This is a genomic window from Brevundimonas sp. AVps4, assembly GCF_058681525.1.
Genome location: NZ_CM178741.1, coordinates 273954 through 287968, shown reverse-complemented (window position 1 = coordinate 287968; position 14015 = coordinate 273954). Strand labels below are relative to the sequence as shown.

Here is a 14015-nt window from a genome sequence, read left to right as displayed (position 1 = left end):
CGGTCACCCCATACGTTCGAGCGCGGCCTTTGGCTCCAACAGGGCGGCGGAAGCCGTCTCGATGCGACTTTCCAGCAACGCCATCATCTGTCCGCGTTTCAGTCCGGCGGGGATGGGCTCCAGGAACTCGAACACCACCGTCCCCGGATAGCGGCGGAAGCCGTGGGCGGGCCAGTGGACGCCGGAGTTGGTGGCGACGGGCCAGCAGGGGCCCTCCAGATCGCGATAGATGGCCGCGACGCCCGGTTTGTAATCGCCGGGGACGCCGGGTGCGTTGCGCGTGCCTTCGGGGAAGATGACGATCTGACGGCCCTCGGCCAGGCGGTCTTTGGCCTGGCGCGTCATGTCCTTCAACGCCTTGGCGTGACCGGCGCGATCCACGGCGATCATCTTGGCGCGCCAGGCGAACCAGCCGAAGAAGGGCAGGGGCATCAGCTCCTTCTTCATGACGAAACAGGCGTCGGGCAGGACCGCCAGCAGGGCGACGATGTCCAGCATCCCCTGGTGTTTGGAGGCGATCAGGGCGGCCCCGGTCGGGGCGTTCTCCAGCCCGCGCACCTCCACCTTGACCCCGGCGATCCAGCGCAGCCCGAACAGGGCGACCCGCGCCCAGAGCTTGCACACGCCTTGAACATAGCGGTGCGGCGCCAGCAGCACGGGCGACAGGCCGATGGCGATGATCGGCATCGACAGATAGAGCCAGGCGGTGAAAAGCAGGGAACGCAGGGTGTTCACTTAGGCGGGGGCCTTTTCGGTCGGGGCGGAAGCTTCGGGCTCTGAGGCTGAGGCTGGGGCTGGGGCTGGGGCTGGGGCGTCGCGGCTGAGCCGCCGAACGGCCTCGCGCCCCAGGGCGGCGAGGTATTTCATATATTCCAGGGTCATCCGCCGGGCCGTGACCGTCGCGCGCCACCAGTGCCGATTGTCCAGCGACGGGGTCGAGACGGCGTAGGGGGTCAGTTTCACCCCCGGCGCCTGGCCCCGGATCTCCACCAGGGAGCGGGGCATGTGATAGTCGGAGGTGACGACGATCAGATGGTCATAGCCCTTGGCCCGCGCCCAGGCGGCGATCTCCTGGGCGTTGCCCACCGTGTCCTCGGCCTCGAAGCCCAGATCGACGCAGCAGTTGAACAGGCGGCTTGAGCCAGGGGTCAGTTCACGCAGTTCGCGACGGCGGACCTCGCGGTTCACGCCCGAAATCAGCACCCGTTCGCCCTTGCCCTGCTCCAACAGGCGGATGGCGGCGTTGACCCGTTCGGACGAGGGGCCGGTCAGGGCCACAATGGCGTCGGCGGGGGCGGGCTCTTCCGCCGGGGTCAGTTCGCGCACCCGATGGGCGAAGGCGAACAGGCCGACCAGCCAGATCAGGGCGACGACGCCGATGACGACGAGCAGTCTCATGCCTTCCCCCTGCCTGAGCCCAGCACCTGCATGGCGGCGAATCTGGCCGCGACAAGCGCCACCGTAGCCGCCAGCAGCGGACATGGCGAGAGCAACAGCAGATCCCCCCAGGTCACGGGCAGGGCCTGGGTCAGGCCGCCCGATCCGCCCAGGAACCGCACAAAGGCCAGAAGCAGGGCCGCCAGCACGGCGCCGACGGCGCCGGCGCCGGCCGCGATCAGGGCGAACCGCCGTTGGAACAGCCAGGCGATGCGCCCGTCGGTCGCCCCGTTCAGGCTCAAGGTCTCGATCACGCCCCGTCCAGCGGCCAGGCCGGCGCGGGTGGCGTAGGCGATGGCGGCGGCGGCGGCGAAGGCGATCGCCAGAAAGGCCGCGCCCGCCAGAACGGTGATCAGGGCGGCCGACCGTTCGACCTCGCCTCGCCACAGGCTGTGGTCGTCCACCGTGGCGTCCAGACCGGCCTCGGCCAGGGCGCGGCTCAGGGTCACGGCGCTGGCCGGGGCGTCGGGGTCCAGCCGGACCGTCACCAGATGCGGCAGGGGCAGGTCGGGCAGGACGGCGTCGCCCAGCCAGGGCCGCAGCAGATCCTCGGCCGCCTTGCGGTCAAGGGCGGCGGCCTCTTCGACGCCGTTGACGCCCGCCAGGGTTTCGGCGGCGCGGGCGGCGGCGGTGTCGCCGCTTTCGCCGACACGGGGCCGCACCTGAACGGTCGCCTCGGCCCCCAGCTGACGCGCCCAGCCGTGGGCGGCGCGGTCGGCCGCCGAGGCGGCGACGGCGGCCAGACAGGCCAGGAAACACAGGACGGCGATGACCGTCATCAGCCAGGGCTCGCCCGCAGCGGCGGGGGGCAGCAGGCCGGGTCGACGTCGGGGAAGGCTCCGGGCCAGGATCGACGGCGTCATGCCGCCATCCTGCCGGCTTCGCTCAACCGGCCCTGGTCCAGCTTCAAAACCTTGGCTCCCGACCGTTCGGCCAGGGCCTGATCGTGGCTGGCGATCAGGACGGTGGCCCCCAGGCGGTTCAGCGACTGAAACAGGCGCAGCAGCTTGTCGGCCATGACGGCGTCCACGCTGCCGGTCGGTTCGTCCGCGACGATCAGGCCGGGACGGGTGATGACGGCGCGGGCGATGGCCAGCCTTTGTTTCTCGCCGCCGGACAGGGCGGGCGGTCGGGCGTCCATCCGGCGGCCCAGCCCGACCCATTTCAGCATCTCTTCGACATCGGCGGCGTACTCGGCCTCGCGCCCGCCCGCCAGCCGCAGCGGCAGGGCCGCATTGTCGAAGGCGGACAGATGGTCCAGCAGGCGGAAATCCTGAAACACCACCCCCATGCGGCGTCGAAAAGCGGGAATGTCGCGCCGGTCGATGTGTGAAACGTCGGTCCCGAACAGGCGCAGGCTCCCCTTGGTCGGCCGGTCCGCCAGGGTCAGAAGCCGCAGCAGCGACGACTTTCCGGCGCCGGACGGTCCGGTAAGGAAGTGGAAAGAGCCTCGCGTCAGAATGAGGTTAACGTCTCGCAGCACGTCGGGCGCGTCCGCATAGCCGAAACCCACGCCCGACAGGCGGGCGGTCTCGGCGACGGGGGCGGAATCGGCGGCGCTGGGGGGCGGGGACGGCATAGGGTTTGTTTTCAGGGACAGGGCGTGGACCGCGCCTTTACGGGAGGGGGCGACAGCCTCGCAGTCAGCCACATGATACTGACCTGCCCCGCCTGCGCCACCAGCTATTTCATTCCCGACGACGCCTTGGGGGCGAACGGCCGCAAGGTCCGCTGCAAATCCTGCGGCGAGGTGTGGCGGGCGAGCCCCGATGAACCGCTGGAGCTGAGCGTCGCGCCCGAACCGCGCGTCATCTCTGCGCCCGAGCCGGAAGCCGTCTCTGAGCCCGCCAGCCTGGCCGAAACCCCGGCGCCGGAACTGCCCAAGGCCTTCCGCGCCCGCGCCGAACAGCAGCGACGCCTGCGTCGGGCCGCCACCCACGGCGTGGTCTGGGCCGGTCTGGCCAGCGTCTTCGTGGGCCTGATCGTTTCAGCCTTCCTGTTCCGGATCGAGGTGGTCGACGCCTTTCCCCGCGCTGCGGCCGCCTATGCCGCAGTCGGCGCCCCGGTGAACCCCGTCGGCCTCGACTTCGAGGCCATGAGCGCCAAGGAGGTTCCTTCGCGGCCCGGCATGGTCCTGGTCTCCGGGGCCCTGCGCAACGTCCGTGACACCGAGATCGTGGCCCCGCCGGTGCGGGTGGCCCTGCTGGACGAACACGGCGCCGAGATCGGCTTCAAGCTGGTGACCATCGACGCTGCGCCGGTCCTGCCCGGCAAGGTGCAGGGCTTCGCCGTCCTGATCCCCGACCCCGGCGGACACGCCGCCGACATCGGCGTCAACTTCGTCACCGCCGAGACGCCGCACGCCGCGCCGGGCAAGGCGCACGGAGCGCCGAACGGCCACGCACCGGCTCCCCACGGGTCGCCCGAAAGCCATGGAGACGAAAGCCATGGGGCCGAGGCCCACGGCGAGGCCCATGCGCCGCCCGCCGCCGCCCACGCTCCGGCCGATCATGGGCCGGCCGCCGCCTCCGAAGGCCACGCGCCCGCCAACGCCCATGCGGAACTGGCGCCGGCCTCCAACGGCCTGCGTTCGGCGGTGGCGCCGGGGATGGGCGGCCGTCAGGGCGCTCCGGTCGAGGCCCGACCCCTCGCGACGGTGGACAGGGCTCATGGGGAGGCGGTATCCGCCTCTCATGGCTGATCCTTCCCCCACGCCGACCGTTCTCCTGGCCGAGGCCGACATCGCCCGCATCGTGGCGGACCTCGCCGCCCGCATCGCCCCCGTCACCGACGACGAGACGGTTGCGGCCGTCCTTCTGACCGGGGGGCTGTGGTTCGCCGCCGACCTGACCCGCGCCCTGTCCCGCATCGGCCGCAACGTTCGTTTCGACGCGCTTTGGCTCGCCTCCTATGGAGACGAGAAGACCAGCCGGGGCGCGATCGACGTCTATGCGCCGTTCCAGCGGCCGATCGCCGGGCGCAAGGTGCTGATCCTGGACGACGTCTTCGACACCGGCCTGTCCTTGGCCGAGGCGGCGCGGATCGCGCGCGAAGGCGGGGCGTCCGAAGTCCTGACCTGCGTCTTCGCCCGCAAGCCCTGGCCCGCCCCCCGCGCGCCCGAGCCGGACTTCGTCGGCTGGGAGGCGCCGAACCGGTTTCTGGTCGGCTACGGCCTGGACAACGCCGGCGGCCTGCGCGGCCTGCCGGACATCTGCGCGCTGGACTGACGATAAAAGCGGCCGGTTCGGCGTTGACTCTGAGACGCCCTTCCGTATATGTCGCCGCTCTTCGCCCCCGGGGGTCCTCCCGGAGGGCGTATTCTTTTTTGCGTTTGCGCTGAGGCTTCAACATGTACGCGGTGATCAAGACCGGCGGCAAGCAGTACCGGGTTCAACCGGGCGACACCATCGTCGTCGAAAAGCTCGACGGCGACGCCGGCGCTGAGCTGAAGTTCGACAGCGTCCTGATGCTGGGCGGCGACAACGGCGTGACCGTGGGCGCGCCCCTGGTCGACGGCGCCTTCGTCGGCGCAACCCTGATCGAGACCCGCAAGGGTGAGAAGATCAAGATCTTCAAGAAAATCCGTCGCCAGGGCTATCGCCGCACCAACGGCCATCGCCAGATGGAATCGGTCCTGCGCATCACCGGCATCGAAGGCGCCGGCCAGTCCGCCAAGTGGGACGGCAAGGTCGAGCTGATCACCAAGGCCGAGATCAATCTGCGGGCCCGCGGTCTCGCGACCCGCGGCGCGACCTCGTCGCTGGGTTCGACCGAGACGGTCGTGACCGAAGCCGACGGCGCCGACGTCAAGGCCGCCGTGGTCGAGAGCTCGGCTCCCGCCAAGAAGGCCCCGGCCAAGAAGAAGGCCGCGCCCAAGGCTGAAGCCGCCGGCGACGAAGCCTAAGACATTCACCGGCGCCCCGGCGCCAGACCAGTTAAGAGAGACGTCCTCAAGTAGGCCGACAGGCCGCTAGGACACTCAGGAAAGACGGAGCGGCAAGATGGCTCACAAGAAATCCGGCGGTTCGTCGCGCAACGGTCGCGACTCTGAGTCGAAGCGCCTCGGCGTGAAGAAGTTCGGCGGCGAGCGCGTGCTGGCCGGCAACATCATCGTGCGTCAGCGCGGCACCACCTTCCACCCGGGTGAGAACATCGGCATGGGCCGCGACCATACCCTGTTCGCCCTGACAAACGGTGCGGTGAAGTTCACCACCAAACGCGGCGGCCGTTGTTACGTGTCGATCCTTGCGGCGAATGACGACGCCGCCCAGGCGCTCGCCGCCGAGTAACGCAGTCTGGAACACTCCGGATCGCGTTGCTCACCGAAGCAGCCGATCCGGACCAGGGAACTATTCCGCGGGGAGTCTGGATCACCAGGCTCCCCGTTTGCGTTTCCCCGCCTCGAAGACCGCCCGAGCCCTCCAAGGAGGCGGTCCGAACGGAGGCGAACGCCATGTGCGTCATCGAAACCTCTCCCGTCGTGGAGACCCGGCGCCTGATCCTGCGCGCCCCTGCGCCGCAGGACGCGCCGCGCATCGCGGCCTTGGCCAATGATCTGGACATTGCGCGCATGACCAAGCGAATGCCGCACCCGTTCCGCATCGAGGATGCGGAAGACTTCGTCATTCAGGTCGCCTCCCAGGACCCGGCGCGGGCCAACACCTTCGTCATCGAGCATGAGGCGGAAGGGCCGATCGGGGTGATCGGCCTGTTCGAAGGCGAGGACCGGGTGCCCGAGACCGGCTATTGGATCGGCAGAGACTATTGGGGGCGCGGATTTGCGACCGAGGCGCTGGACGGCGCCCTTGTCTGGGCCGGACGGCGGTGGAAGCGGCGCGCCCTGGTCGCCGGCCATTTCGCCGACAATCCGGCGTCGGGCCGGGTGCTGGAGAAGGCGGGCTTTCTCTATACGGGAGAGACCCGCCGCGCCTGGAGCCGCGCGCGGGGCGCCGAGGCGGACACGCGGATGATGGTCTGGTTGGCCTGAGCCGCGCCTCTCGATCAGCCTGCCAGGCCGGGGCCGTAGACCACGGCCGCTCCGACCAGGCCGGCCAGCAGCATGGCGGTCGCCCCGGCGATGAAGGCGGCCGCCGTTCGGGCGCGGCGACGGCGCGCGCCGCCCGCCCGATACTGGCGAACCAGGATCATCGGACCCCGGGTGAAGGCTTCGGACCCGATGATATTATGCTGGGACATCAAGACCCTCCCCTGATCTTCGGCGACAGGCGGGGATAAGTCGGGGCCGGTCGCGGCCAGAAGATGGCGATCCCCGTTACCGGAATCGCAACTTCGTGAGCTTCATCCGTACGAAGACGGTTCTGCGGCTCAGCCGCAGAAGACCAGTCGCCCGTCGTAGGTGCGGTAGTAGCCGCCGACCGGGTCATAGGAGCGATAGGAGGCGCGGCACCAGGCGACGCGATAGGGATCGCGCGCCGCGCCGTAGCCGTAACCCCGTCCATAGTCCTGGCCGTAGCCGACGCCGCCGCCGGGATAGATCAGGTCAGGGCGACCGTAGGCGCCGGGATAGACGCCGGGGCGGCCATGGCCGTAATCCGGCGCCCAGCGGCGATCGCGCCAGGCCCGATCGCGGACCGGCCGCTGGTCGCGCCAGGCGGCGCCGCAGTCGCTGCGGCCGGCGTCCCAATAGCGGTCGCAGCGATAGTCGCCCGGCCGATCCGCCTGGCCGTTGAAGTCGTAGCGGCGGTGGGCGTCGCGGCGCCAAGCCCGGTCCTCATGACCATAGCCGTACTCATAGGTCCGGTAGGAGCCGTAGCTGGAATAGGTCTGAGCCTGGGCCTGGGTCGGGGCGGCGACCGAAAGACCGGCCGACGACAGGAGGAGGACGGCGAGGATCGGGGCGGGTCTCATGTCAGTCTCCCTGAACGGGGCCCGGCGGTTCGCCGGGCGGAGGATCGTGGGGACGCTACGGATCAGCTTACAGGGTGACGTTGACGACGCGGCCGCCGCGCGTGTCAACGCGCCGCATCAGGACCAGGGGCGGCTCGTCGCCCGTCCGCACCGGCACGATCAGGAACCAGCCGCCGTCGGGCAGGTCGCTGAAACGGAACCGGCCGTCGCGGCAGGGCTCGGATCGGACAAAGCCGGTGTAGTCGGCGCTGGCGTCGGGCACGGTGCGGGCCCGCACCACGGCGGCGGGGACGGCGGCCCGGTCGGTGGAGCCGTAGAGGGTGCGGAAACGGGCGCGGGTATAGGGGGTCTCGGGCGTCAGGCCGGCCGAGGCGACGCAGGCGTAGGACTTTCCGTCTTGGGCGTAGGCGACGCGGCCCTCTATGGCGGCCTGGCCGGTGCGCTGGGACCAGGCGAAGTCGGCCGCGTTGAAGGCGGCGGGGCCGCCGGTCGGGGCGCCGGCGGGGAAGGTCGTGGGGGCGCAGGCCGAAAGGGCGGCGGCCGCGACGGCGGCCAGGGCGAGGGGGCGGATCGACATGGGGGCTTCCTTCCGAGAATCCGGCCCCAGGGGAAGGGCCGGGATGCGACGGTCCATTATCGCACGACCCACAACGCCCTCGCCACGGTCAAGGTTGCACCCTCTGGACCCGGAACCGACAAAGCGCGAAAGAGGCGGCGGAAATGCTCGGGCGCAGCGCCCGGCAGGCAGTACTGGAGCCCGCCTATATGACCGTCACCTTCGCCGATATCGAGGCGGCCCAGGGCCGGATCGCCGGTCAGGTGGACCGCACCCCGGCCCGCTACTCGCGCAAGCTGTCGCAGCTGACGGGGGCCGAGGTCTGGGTCAAGTTCGACAATCTGCACTTCACCGGCAGCTTCAAGGAGCGCGGGGCGCTGAACCGGCTGCTGATGCTGACCCCCGAGGAGCGCAAACGCGGTGTGGTGGCGGCCAGCGCCGGCAACCACGCCCAGGCCCTGGCCTATCACGGCGGACGGCTGGGGGTGCCGGTCACCATCGTGATGCCGGAGGGCACGCCCTTCGCCAAGATCAACGGCACCCGGTCGCACGGGGCGACCGTGGTGATCGAGGGGCTGGACTTCACCGGCTCGACCGAGGCGGCCAAACGGCTGGAGGTCGAGAAGGGTTATGTCTTCGTCTCGGCCTTCGACGACGAAGGCATCGTGGCGGGCCAGGGGGTCTGCGCCATCGAATTCCTGGAGGATGCGCCGGATCTGGAGGCCCTGGTCATTCCGATCGGCGGGGGCGGGCTGATCGCCGGCTGCGCCATTGCGGCCAAGGCGATGAAGCCGGACATCAAGGTGTTCGGGGTCGAGGCGGCGCGCTATCCGTCCTTCACCGCCAAACGGGCCGGAAAGCCCCCGGTCTGCACCGGCCAGACCATAGCCGAGGGGATCGCCATCAAGGCGGTGGGCGACATCCCCTTCGCCCTGGCCAATCCGCTGGTGGACGAGGTCTTCGTCTGCGAGGAGGCGGACTTCGAACGGGCTGTGGCCCATTACGTCACCTATGAGAAGACGGTCTCGGAGGGGGCGGGCGCGGGCGGTCTGGCGGCCCTGCTGGCCTACCCCGAACGGTTCAGGGGGATGAAGGTCGGGCTGGAGCTGTGCGGCGGCAATATCGACGCGCGGATGCTGGCGGTGGTGCTGAACCGCGAGATGGTCCGTGAGCGGAGACTGATCGTCTATCGCATCCTGGGCGACGACCGGCCGGGCATGTTGTCGGCCATGGCGGCGGTGATCGGCGGCCTGGGCGGCAATATCATCGACGTGGTCCACAACCGGCTGGCCCTGGACGTGCCGGCCAAGGGCGCCGAGTTCGACATCATGGTCGAAACGCGCGATAGCGCCCACGCCGACGAGATCGGCGAGGCCTTGAAGGAACGCGGCTATGAACTTCGGATGGGGTAAGGCGGCGCTGGTCGCCGTTCTGTTGCTGGCGGGCTGCGGCCGGTCCGAGCCGGTCGATCCGAACGCGGGCAAGGCCGAGGCCGTCGCCTTCCTGGAGAAGAACGCCAAGGCGGAGGGCGTCGTCACCCTGCCCAGCGGCCTGCAGTACAAGGTCGTCCAGTCGGGTCCGGCCGGCGGCGTCAGCCCGGACCGCAACGATCTGGTCAAGGTCGATTACGAGGGCAAGCTGATCGACGACACCGTCTTCGACAGCTCCTTCGCGCGCGGGGCGCCGGCCATCTTCACCCCCGAGGAGGTGGTCAAGGGCTGGACCGAGGCCTTGCAGAAGATGCATGTCGGCGACGAATGGATCCTCTATGTCCCGCCCGAGCTGGGCTATGGCGAACGCGCCAGCCCCAAGATCCCGGCCAATTCGGTGCTGATCTTCCGGCTGAAGCTGTTGGACGTGGCCAAGGCGCCGGGCGGCGGATCGGGCGTCGGGACCGCGATGGGGTGAGGCCCGCACGATCCGTCTCCTCCCCACGTCGTGGGGAGGAGACGAAAAAGCGCACTGCGATTTTTTTGAGTGCACTTTCGTGCAGATTTTTGCGATCGGCTCGCAGCGTCGCGGTGAATGTCAAAGATCAGGACGGCAGTATAACCGTCTCGGCGAGCGCGGTGGGTTGAAGAGCGCTGATTTCGAGCAAGCTTTTGAAATCGTGTCCGTCCATCGCGTGGGTCATGAGGACCAAGCCGTTTCGGACCGCCGCCATTCCTCCAGAACCTGGGGATCGGTTTCGGTCGTCGCCTGGGCCAAGGCCGCAAATTCGGCGGGCGGCGTCAGCTGCGACAGGGCCCAGACGGCGGCGCCGCGCACCAGGGGCGAGGGGTCAGCCAGCAAGGCTTTCGTCGGGGCGATCAGCGTCGCGTCACCCGAGTTTCCCACGGCGTAGAGCACGTTCCTGAGAAACCGATCCCGGCCGATCCGCTTGACCGGGCTCTTGGCGAAGAGGGCGCGAAAGGCGGGGTCGTCCAGCCCCAGCAGGTCGTCCAGGCGTGGGCTTTCAAGGGCCGGGCGGGGCTGAAGCCGGATCTCGCGGGCCTCTTGCGCGAACTTGTTCCACGGACAGACGGCTAAACAGTCGTCGCAGCCATAGATGCGCGATCCGGTCAGGGTGCGGAACTCGACCGGCCAGGGACCGCCGAATTCGATGGTCAGGTAGGAGAGGCAGCGTCGGGCGTCGAGCTGGAACGGGGCGGGGAAGGCCTTGGTGGGGCAGGCGTCGAGACAGGCGGTGCAGCGGCCGCAGTGTTCGGTCTCGGCCGCGTCCGGCTCGATCTCGGCGGTGGTCAGGATCACGCCCAGAAACAGCCAGTTGCCGTGGGTGCGGCTGAGCAGATTGGTGTGTTTGCCCTGCCAGCCCAGTCCGGCGCGCTGGGCCAGGGGCTTTTCCATCAGGGGGGCGGTGTCGACGAAGACCTTGATGTCGGCGCCGTTGCGGGCGGCGATCTGGCCCGCCAGCTGTTTCAGCCGGCCCTTGATGACCTCATGATAGTCGTCGCCGCGCGCATAGACCGAGATGTAGCCGGTCGAGCGGTCGGCCAGCTGATCCAGCGGGTTCTGGTCGGGGCCGTAGTTCATGCCCAGGACGATGGCGGTCCTGGCCTCGTCCCACATGGCGGTGGGGTGCCGGCGGCGGTCCAGGGTGGTCTGCATCCACGCCATGTCGCCATGCCGGCCCTCGTCCACGAAACGCCGCAGCCGCTCGCCCGCCGGCCAGGCGTCGGCCGCCGAGGCGAAGCGGCAGACGTCGAAGCCGAGCTCGGTCGCGCGCCGGCGGATGAAGGTTTTCAGGCGGTCGGACACGGGGCGGGGATAGCACGAAATCGGGCGAGGAAGACCTTCCCCCGCTTGCGGGGGAAGTGTCAGCGCGTCGAGCGGAGCGAGACGGCTGACGATGGGGGAAGTTCAGCCTTTGGCGACACTTCCCTCTCTGACCCTGGTCCGCTGCGCGGACGCCGGGCCACCTCTCCCGCAAGCGGAGAGGATTCCGGGGCGGTCATTCGGTCGATGCGGCGCCGTCGAACAGCTCAAGAATTTGGGCCTGGATGTCGGGCGACCACGGGGCGATCAGGGCGGCGAGCCGGTCGCGATCTGCGGCGAACAGGGCGCGGCTGGCCTCTTCGAAGGCAGGGGCGTCGCCGGCCATCTCGACCATGAAGCCATAGGCGGCCTCGGTGCGGCGGCGCCGCGCGTCGTCGTCTGCGCCGGTCTTGCGGGCCTGGTCCACCAGACGCCGCAGGGCGGCCGAGGCGCCCCCCGGCTGGCTGGCCAGCCAGTCCCAGTGGCGGGGCAGGAGCGTGACCTCGCGCGCGGCGACGCCCAGGCGCGGACGGCCGCGCCTGGCGGCCGGAGCGGCTTCTGTCTCGCGGAGGTCCAGGTCGACCGGCCGACCGGTCGCCAGATCGAACACGCGCAGCGCGGCTTGAGGCGCCGCCTCCAGGGCCTTGCGCAAGGCGGCCGCTACAGCGGCGTCCGAGCCTCTGGCGATGCGGCGGGGGCCGTCGAACAGAACCAGATTGCGATTTTCGTCGCCCATGTATTTACCCGGATGAAATTAGTCGTCATATTTATACCCGGATAAATAAGAGAGCGCCATGACCCAGACAGATCGCAAGACCCTGATCGCGGAATATAAGGAGCGGCCGACCATCGCCGGGGTCTATGCTGTGATCTGCAGCGCGACGGGCCAGGTCTGGGTCGGCAAGAGCCGCCACATCGACACCGAACAGAACGGCCTGTGGTTCGCGCTGCGTCACGGCGGCAGCCCCTATCGGTCGCTCCAGGCGGCCTGGAAGGCGCACGCACCCGAGGATTTCCGCTTCGAACAGCTGGACCGTCTGCCGGAGGACGTCTCGGACCTGCGCCGCAAGGATGAGCTGATCAGTCGAGCGAAGCTGTGGATCGCGCGATTGGGGGCCGAGGCGCTTTAGAAGTCCAGATCGGCATACCACCCCGACGGCGGCACGCCGACGAAGCGGTCGGCCAGCAGGGGGCGGAAGCAGGGGCGGGATTTGACCTTGGAGTACCAGAGCTTCAGCGCGGGCCAGTGGGTCCACTGGACCTCGCCGAAATAGTCCAAGACGGACAGGTGGGCGGCGGCGATCAGGTCGGCCTGGGACAGCCGGCGGCCGGCCAGCCAGTCGCGGGCGGCGACCAGGTCTTCCAGCATGGCGAGGTGGGATTTCAGGGCGTCGCGGCCGTGGCGCAAAGCGCGGGCCTCGGGCGGGCCCAGTTTGAGCAGGGGTTTCTCCATCCGCTCGTGCAGAAGGACGGCGTCGACTTCGTCGGTGAAGCGGCGCTCGAACCAGCCGGTCAGGCGGCGCGCTTCGGCCCGTTCGGCAGGGTCGGCGGGCAGGAGCAGGGGGGACTTCTGCTGGTCCTCGATCCAGCCCAGGACGGCGGGCAGTTCGCACAGGGTCAGGGGGCGACCGCGGTCGGTCGTCTGGACGACGGGCGGCAGGCCCGAGGGGTTCAGATCATTGACCGGGCAATCATCTTCCCACGGACGAACAGGCGTATCGGTCCATTCGATCCGCGCCTCGCCCAGGCCCAGGCGCGCCGCGCGCGAGGCGGGCTGGAAGGGGAAGTGGAACAGGACGCAGGAGCCGGACATAGGCCCTAGATGCGCCCGCACCCGTTAATGTCCGTTTACCGCATCGGCGGGGCTGTCAGGACCAGGGGCCTTTGGGCGGGGCCGGCGGCGTGTCCGCAGCAGGGGGCTGGGCCTCGGCGGCGGGCGCCGGTTCGGACGCGGCGGGGGCGACGGCGCGCCGGCGCGGGTCGGCGTGGATCAGGATGTCGGCCGTGGGATAGTGGCTGAGCACGCGGCGTTCGGCCTCGACGACGATGGCGTGGGCCGCCTCCAGACGCAGATCGGGGTCCAGATCGACATGCATCTGGATCATCATGACCGAACCGGCCATCCGGGTGCGCAGCTGGTGGACGCCTTGGATGCGGGGGTCGGCCAGCACGGCCTGGGCGATGGCGGCGCGGTCGCTTTCCGGGACGGCGCGGTCCAGCAGATGGTCGGCGGCGGCCCTCAACATGCCGATCGCGCCCCAGAACAGCCAGACGGCGACCACCAGTCCGGCGGCGGCGTCCAGCCCCGGCGCGCCGAGGAAGGCGCCCGAGATCACCCCGACCAGCACCACCAGATTGGAGGCCAGGTCGGCGGCGTAATGGGCGCGGTCGCCCGCGACCGCCAGGGAGCCGCTGGCCTTCAGGGCGCGGGTCTGCATCCAGACCAGCCAGGCGGTGACGGCGATGGAGGCGATGACCACCCCCACGGCCCAGCTTCCGGCGGTGACGGGACGCGGGTCGAAGATGCGCTGCAGCCCCTCCCAGCCGATGAACAGGGCCGAGGCGAAGACCAGACCCGCCTGGACCAGGGCCGCCAGGGCCTCGCCCTTGCCGTGGCCGTAGCGATGATCCTCGTCCGGGGGCGCGGCGGCCCAGCGCACGGCGAAGAAGGTGGCCAGGGAGGCCGCCAGGTCCAGAACCGAATCCGTCAGACTGGCCAGGATGGAGACCGAGCCGGAGGCGCCCAGGGCGAAGGCCTTCAGCGCGATCAGGGTCAAGGCCGCCCCGACTGACAGCCGCGTGATGCGGCGCGTGGCCAGATGCGGATCCTCCGAAGGGGGCGGGGCGGGCGGTCGGGCGGGGGCGGGCGTCGGCGTCATCGGCTGGTCTTGTCGCGCAA

At 69.8% G+C, this 14015-nt stretch carries 19 protein-coding genes; 8 read left to right on the top strand and 11 right to left on the bottom strand.

The features are described from left to right. Positions 1–3: 3 nt before the first annotated feature. The 4 genes from ACW178_RS01430 to ACW178_RS01415 are packed head-to-tail and all read right to left on the bottom strand — an operon-like array spanning position 4 to position 3016. The gene (locus ACW178_RS01430) at positions 4–735 is read right to left on the bottom strand and encodes a lysophospholipid acyltransferase family protein (RefSeq protein WP_492024791.1); all 732 of its coding nucleotides are present in this window, start codon (positions 733–735) and stop codon (positions 4–6) included. Then, positions 736–1398, bottom strand: a complete 663-nt coding sequence (locus ACW178_RS01425; RefSeq protein WP_492024790.1) for a YdcF family protein — start codon at positions 1396–1398, stop codon at positions 736–738. Further along, on the bottom strand, positions 1395–2300 hold the full coding sequence (locus tag ACW178_RS01420; protein WP_054764160.1) for a cell division protein FtsX: 906 nt from the start codon (positions 2298–2300) through the stop codon (positions 1395–1397). Before ACW178_RS01420 ends, ACW178_RS01425 begins: the two co-directional genes overlap by 4 nt. Next, entirely contained in the window at positions 2297–3016 is a 720-nt protein-coding gene (locus ACW178_RS01415; protein ID WP_191559044.1) for a cell division ATP-binding protein FtsE, read from the bottom strand. Before ACW178_RS01415 ends, ACW178_RS01420 begins: the two co-directional genes overlap by 4 nt. Before the next feature lie 24 nt (positions 3017–3040). On the opposite strand from ACW178_RS01415, the gene ACW178_RS01410 reads away from it, so the two are divergent. From ACW178_RS01410 to ACW178_RS01390, 5 genes are all read left to right on the top strand, one after another. Continuing rightward, the gene (locus ACW178_RS01410; protein ID WP_287104195.1) at positions 3041–4138 is read left to right on the top strand and encodes an MJ0042-type zinc finger domain-containing protein; all 1098 of its coding nucleotides are present in this window, start codon (positions 3041–3043) and stop codon (positions 4136–4138) included. Beyond that, on the top strand, positions 4131–4664 hold the full coding sequence (locus tag ACW178_RS01405; protein ID WP_152949122.1) for a phosphoribosyltransferase: 534 nt from the start codon (positions 4131–4133) through the stop codon (positions 4662–4664). Before ACW178_RS01410 ends, ACW178_RS01405 begins: the two co-directional genes overlap by 8 nt. Before the next feature lie 122 nt (positions 4665–4786). Beyond that, positions 4787–5341, top strand: coding sequence for a 50S ribosomal protein L21 (gene rplU / locus ACW178_RS01400; protein WP_152949121.1), 555 nt, complete (start codon positions 4787–4789; stop codon positions 5339–5341). Between the two features lie 97 nt (positions 5342–5438). Continuing rightward, positions 5439–5726, top strand: a complete 288-nt coding sequence (gene rpmA / locus ACW178_RS01395) for a 50S ribosomal protein L27 (protein WP_054764155.1) — start codon at positions 5439–5441, stop codon at positions 5724–5726. Positions 5727–5890: 164 nt separating this feature from the next. Next, positions 5891–6424 (top strand): GNAT family N-acetyltransferase, encoded by a 534-nt coding sequence (locus ACW178_RS01390; RefSeq protein ID WP_054764154.1) that lies wholly within the window; start codon positions 5891–5893, stop codon positions 6422–6424. Positions 6425–6438: 14 nt separating this feature from the next. Here ACW178_RS01390 and ACW178_RS01385 read toward each other — a convergent pair whose 3' ends face one another. The 3 genes from ACW178_RS01385 to ACW178_RS01375 form a co-directional block, all read right to left on the bottom strand. Continuing rightward, complete coding sequence (locus ACW178_RS01385; protein ID WP_182714603.1) at positions 6439–6633, bottom strand: hypothetical protein; 195 nt, start codon at positions 6631–6633, stop codon at positions 6439–6441. 129 nt (positions 6634–6762) lie between these two features. Further along, positions 6763–7305 carry a BA14K family protein gene (locus tag ACW178_RS01380; protein WP_191559045.1) on the bottom strand — a complete coding sequence of 181 codons (543 nt, stop codon included), beginning with the start codon at positions 7303–7305 and terminating at the stop codon, positions 6763–6765. Between the two features lie 67 nt (positions 7306–7372). Further along, entirely contained in the window at positions 7373–7882 is a 510-nt protein-coding gene (locus ACW178_RS01375; protein WP_054764151.1) for a hypothetical protein, read from the bottom strand. A 188-nt stretch (positions 7883–8070) separates the two neighbouring features. Between ACW178_RS01375 and ACW178_RS01370 the strand changes: the two genes are divergently transcribed. Together ACW178_RS01370 and bamJ are read left to right on the top strand one after the other, a co-directional pair. After that, the gene (locus ACW178_RS01370; protein ID WP_287105809.1) at positions 8071–9273 is read left to right on the top strand and encodes a threonine ammonia-lyase; all 1203 of its coding nucleotides are present in this window, start codon (positions 8071–8073) and stop codon (positions 9271–9273) included. Beyond that, positions 9254–9769, top strand: coding sequence for a BamJ family beta-barrel-assembly machinery protein (gene bamJ / locus ACW178_RS01365; RefSeq protein ID WP_191554655.1), 516 nt, complete (start codon positions 9254–9256; stop codon positions 9767–9769). The genes ACW178_RS01370 and bamJ overlap by 20 nt, the downstream gene beginning before the upstream one ends. A gap of 222 nt (positions 9770–9991) precedes the next feature. Here bamJ and queG read toward each other — a convergent pair whose 3' ends face one another. After that, a complete protein-coding gene (gene queG, locus ACW178_RS01360; protein ID WP_492024789.1) occupies positions 9992–11119 on the bottom strand; it encodes a tRNA epoxyqueuosine(34) reductase QueG in 1128 nt (375 codons plus the stop codon). A gap of 193 nt (positions 11120–11312) precedes the next feature. Further along, complete coding sequence (locus ACW178_RS01355) at positions 11313–11852, bottom strand: DUF2239 family protein (RefSeq protein ID WP_191559050.1); 540 nt, start codon at positions 11850–11852, stop codon at positions 11313–11315. Between the two features lie 58 nt (positions 11853–11910). Here ACW178_RS01355 and ACW178_RS01350 point away from each other — a divergent pair, with 58 nt between their 5' ends. Then, a complete protein-coding gene (locus tag ACW178_RS01350) occupies positions 11911–12246 on the top strand; it encodes a GIY-YIG nuclease family protein (protein ID WP_152949115.1) in 336 nt (111 codons plus the stop codon). Here the strand turns inward: ACW178_RS01350 and fzlA are convergent. Further along, the gene (gene fzlA / locus ACW178_RS01345; RefSeq protein ID WP_287105805.1) at positions 12243–12929 is read right to left on the bottom strand and encodes an FtsZ-binding protein FzlA; all 687 of its coding nucleotides are present in this window, start codon (positions 12927–12929) and stop codon (positions 12243–12245) included. The two genes, ACW178_RS01350 and fzlA, sit on opposite strands and share 4 nt — an antisense overlap. A 55-nt stretch (positions 12930–12984) precedes the next feature. Next, positions 12985–13995, bottom strand: coding sequence for a cation diffusion facilitator family transporter (locus tag ACW178_RS01340; protein WP_492024788.1), 1011 nt, complete (start codon positions 13993–13995; stop codon positions 12985–12987). Positions 13996–14015: the final 20 nt, after the last annotated feature.

Excerpts from the sequence above, each read along its gene's own strand:
- ACW178_RS01420 (WP_054764160.1), bottom strand. The coding sequence starts at position 2,300 with ATGACGCCGTCGATCCTGGCCCGGAGCCTTCCCCGACGTCGACCCGGC.
- ACW178_RS01390 (WP_054764154.1), top strand. The coding sequence starts at position 5,891 with ATGTGCGTCATCGAAACCTCTCCCGTCGTGGAGACCCGGCGCCTGATC.
- ACW178_RS01405 (WP_152949122.1), top strand. The coding sequence starts at position 4,131 with ATGGCTGATCCTTCCCCCACGCCGACCGTTCTCCTGGCCGAGGCCGAC.
- ACW178_RS01375 (WP_054764151.1), bottom strand. The coding sequence starts at position 7,882 with ATGTCGATCCGCCCCCTCGCCCTGGCCGCCGTCGCGGCCGCCGCCCTT.
- ACW178_RS01350 (WP_152949115.1), top strand. The coding sequence starts at position 11,911 with ATGACCCAGACAGATCGCAAGACCCTGATCGCGGAATATAAGGAGCGG.
- ACW178_RS01385 (WP_182714603.1), bottom strand. The coding sequence starts at position 6,633 with ATGTCCCAGCATAATATCATCGGGTCCGAAGCCTTCACCCGGGGTCCG.
- fzlA (WP_287105805.1), bottom strand. The coding sequence starts at position 12,929 with ATGTCCGGCTCCTGCGTCCTGTTCCACTTCCCCTTCCAGCCCGCCTCG.
- rpmA (WP_054764155.1), top strand. The coding sequence starts at position 5,439 with ATGGCTCACAAGAAATCCGGCGGTTCGTCGCGCAACGGTCGCGACTCT.
- ACW178_RS01355 (WP_191559050.1), bottom strand. The coding sequence starts at position 11,852 with ATGGGCGACGAAAATCGCAATCTGGTTCTGTTCGACGGCCCCCGCCGC.
- ACW178_RS01415 (WP_191559044.1), bottom strand. The coding sequence starts at position 3,016 with ATGCCGTCCCCGCCCCCCAGCGCCGCCGATTCCGCCCCCGTCGCCGAG.
- ACW178_RS01425 (WP_492024790.1), bottom strand. The coding sequence starts at position 1,398 with ATGAGACTGCTCGTCGTCATCGGCGTCGTCGCCCTGATCTGGCTGGTC.
- rplU (WP_152949121.1), top strand. The coding sequence starts at position 4,787 with ATGTACGCGGTGATCAAGACCGGCGGCAAGCAGTACCGGGTTCAACCG.
- bamJ (WP_191554655.1), top strand. The coding sequence starts at position 9,254 with ATGAACTTCGGATGGGGTAAGGCGGCGCTGGTCGCCGTTCTGTTGCTG.
- ACW178_RS01370 (WP_287105809.1), top strand. The coding sequence starts at position 8,071 with ATGACCGTCACCTTCGCCGATATCGAGGCGGCCCAGGGCCGGATCGCC.
- ACW178_RS01380 (WP_191559045.1), bottom strand. The coding sequence starts at position 7,305 with ATGAGACCCGCCCCGATCCTCGCCGTCCTCCTCCTGTCGTCGGCCGGT.
- ACW178_RS01340 (WP_492024788.1), bottom strand. The coding sequence starts at position 13,995 with ATGACGCCGACGCCCGCCCCCGCCCGACCGCCCGCCCCGCCCCCTTCG.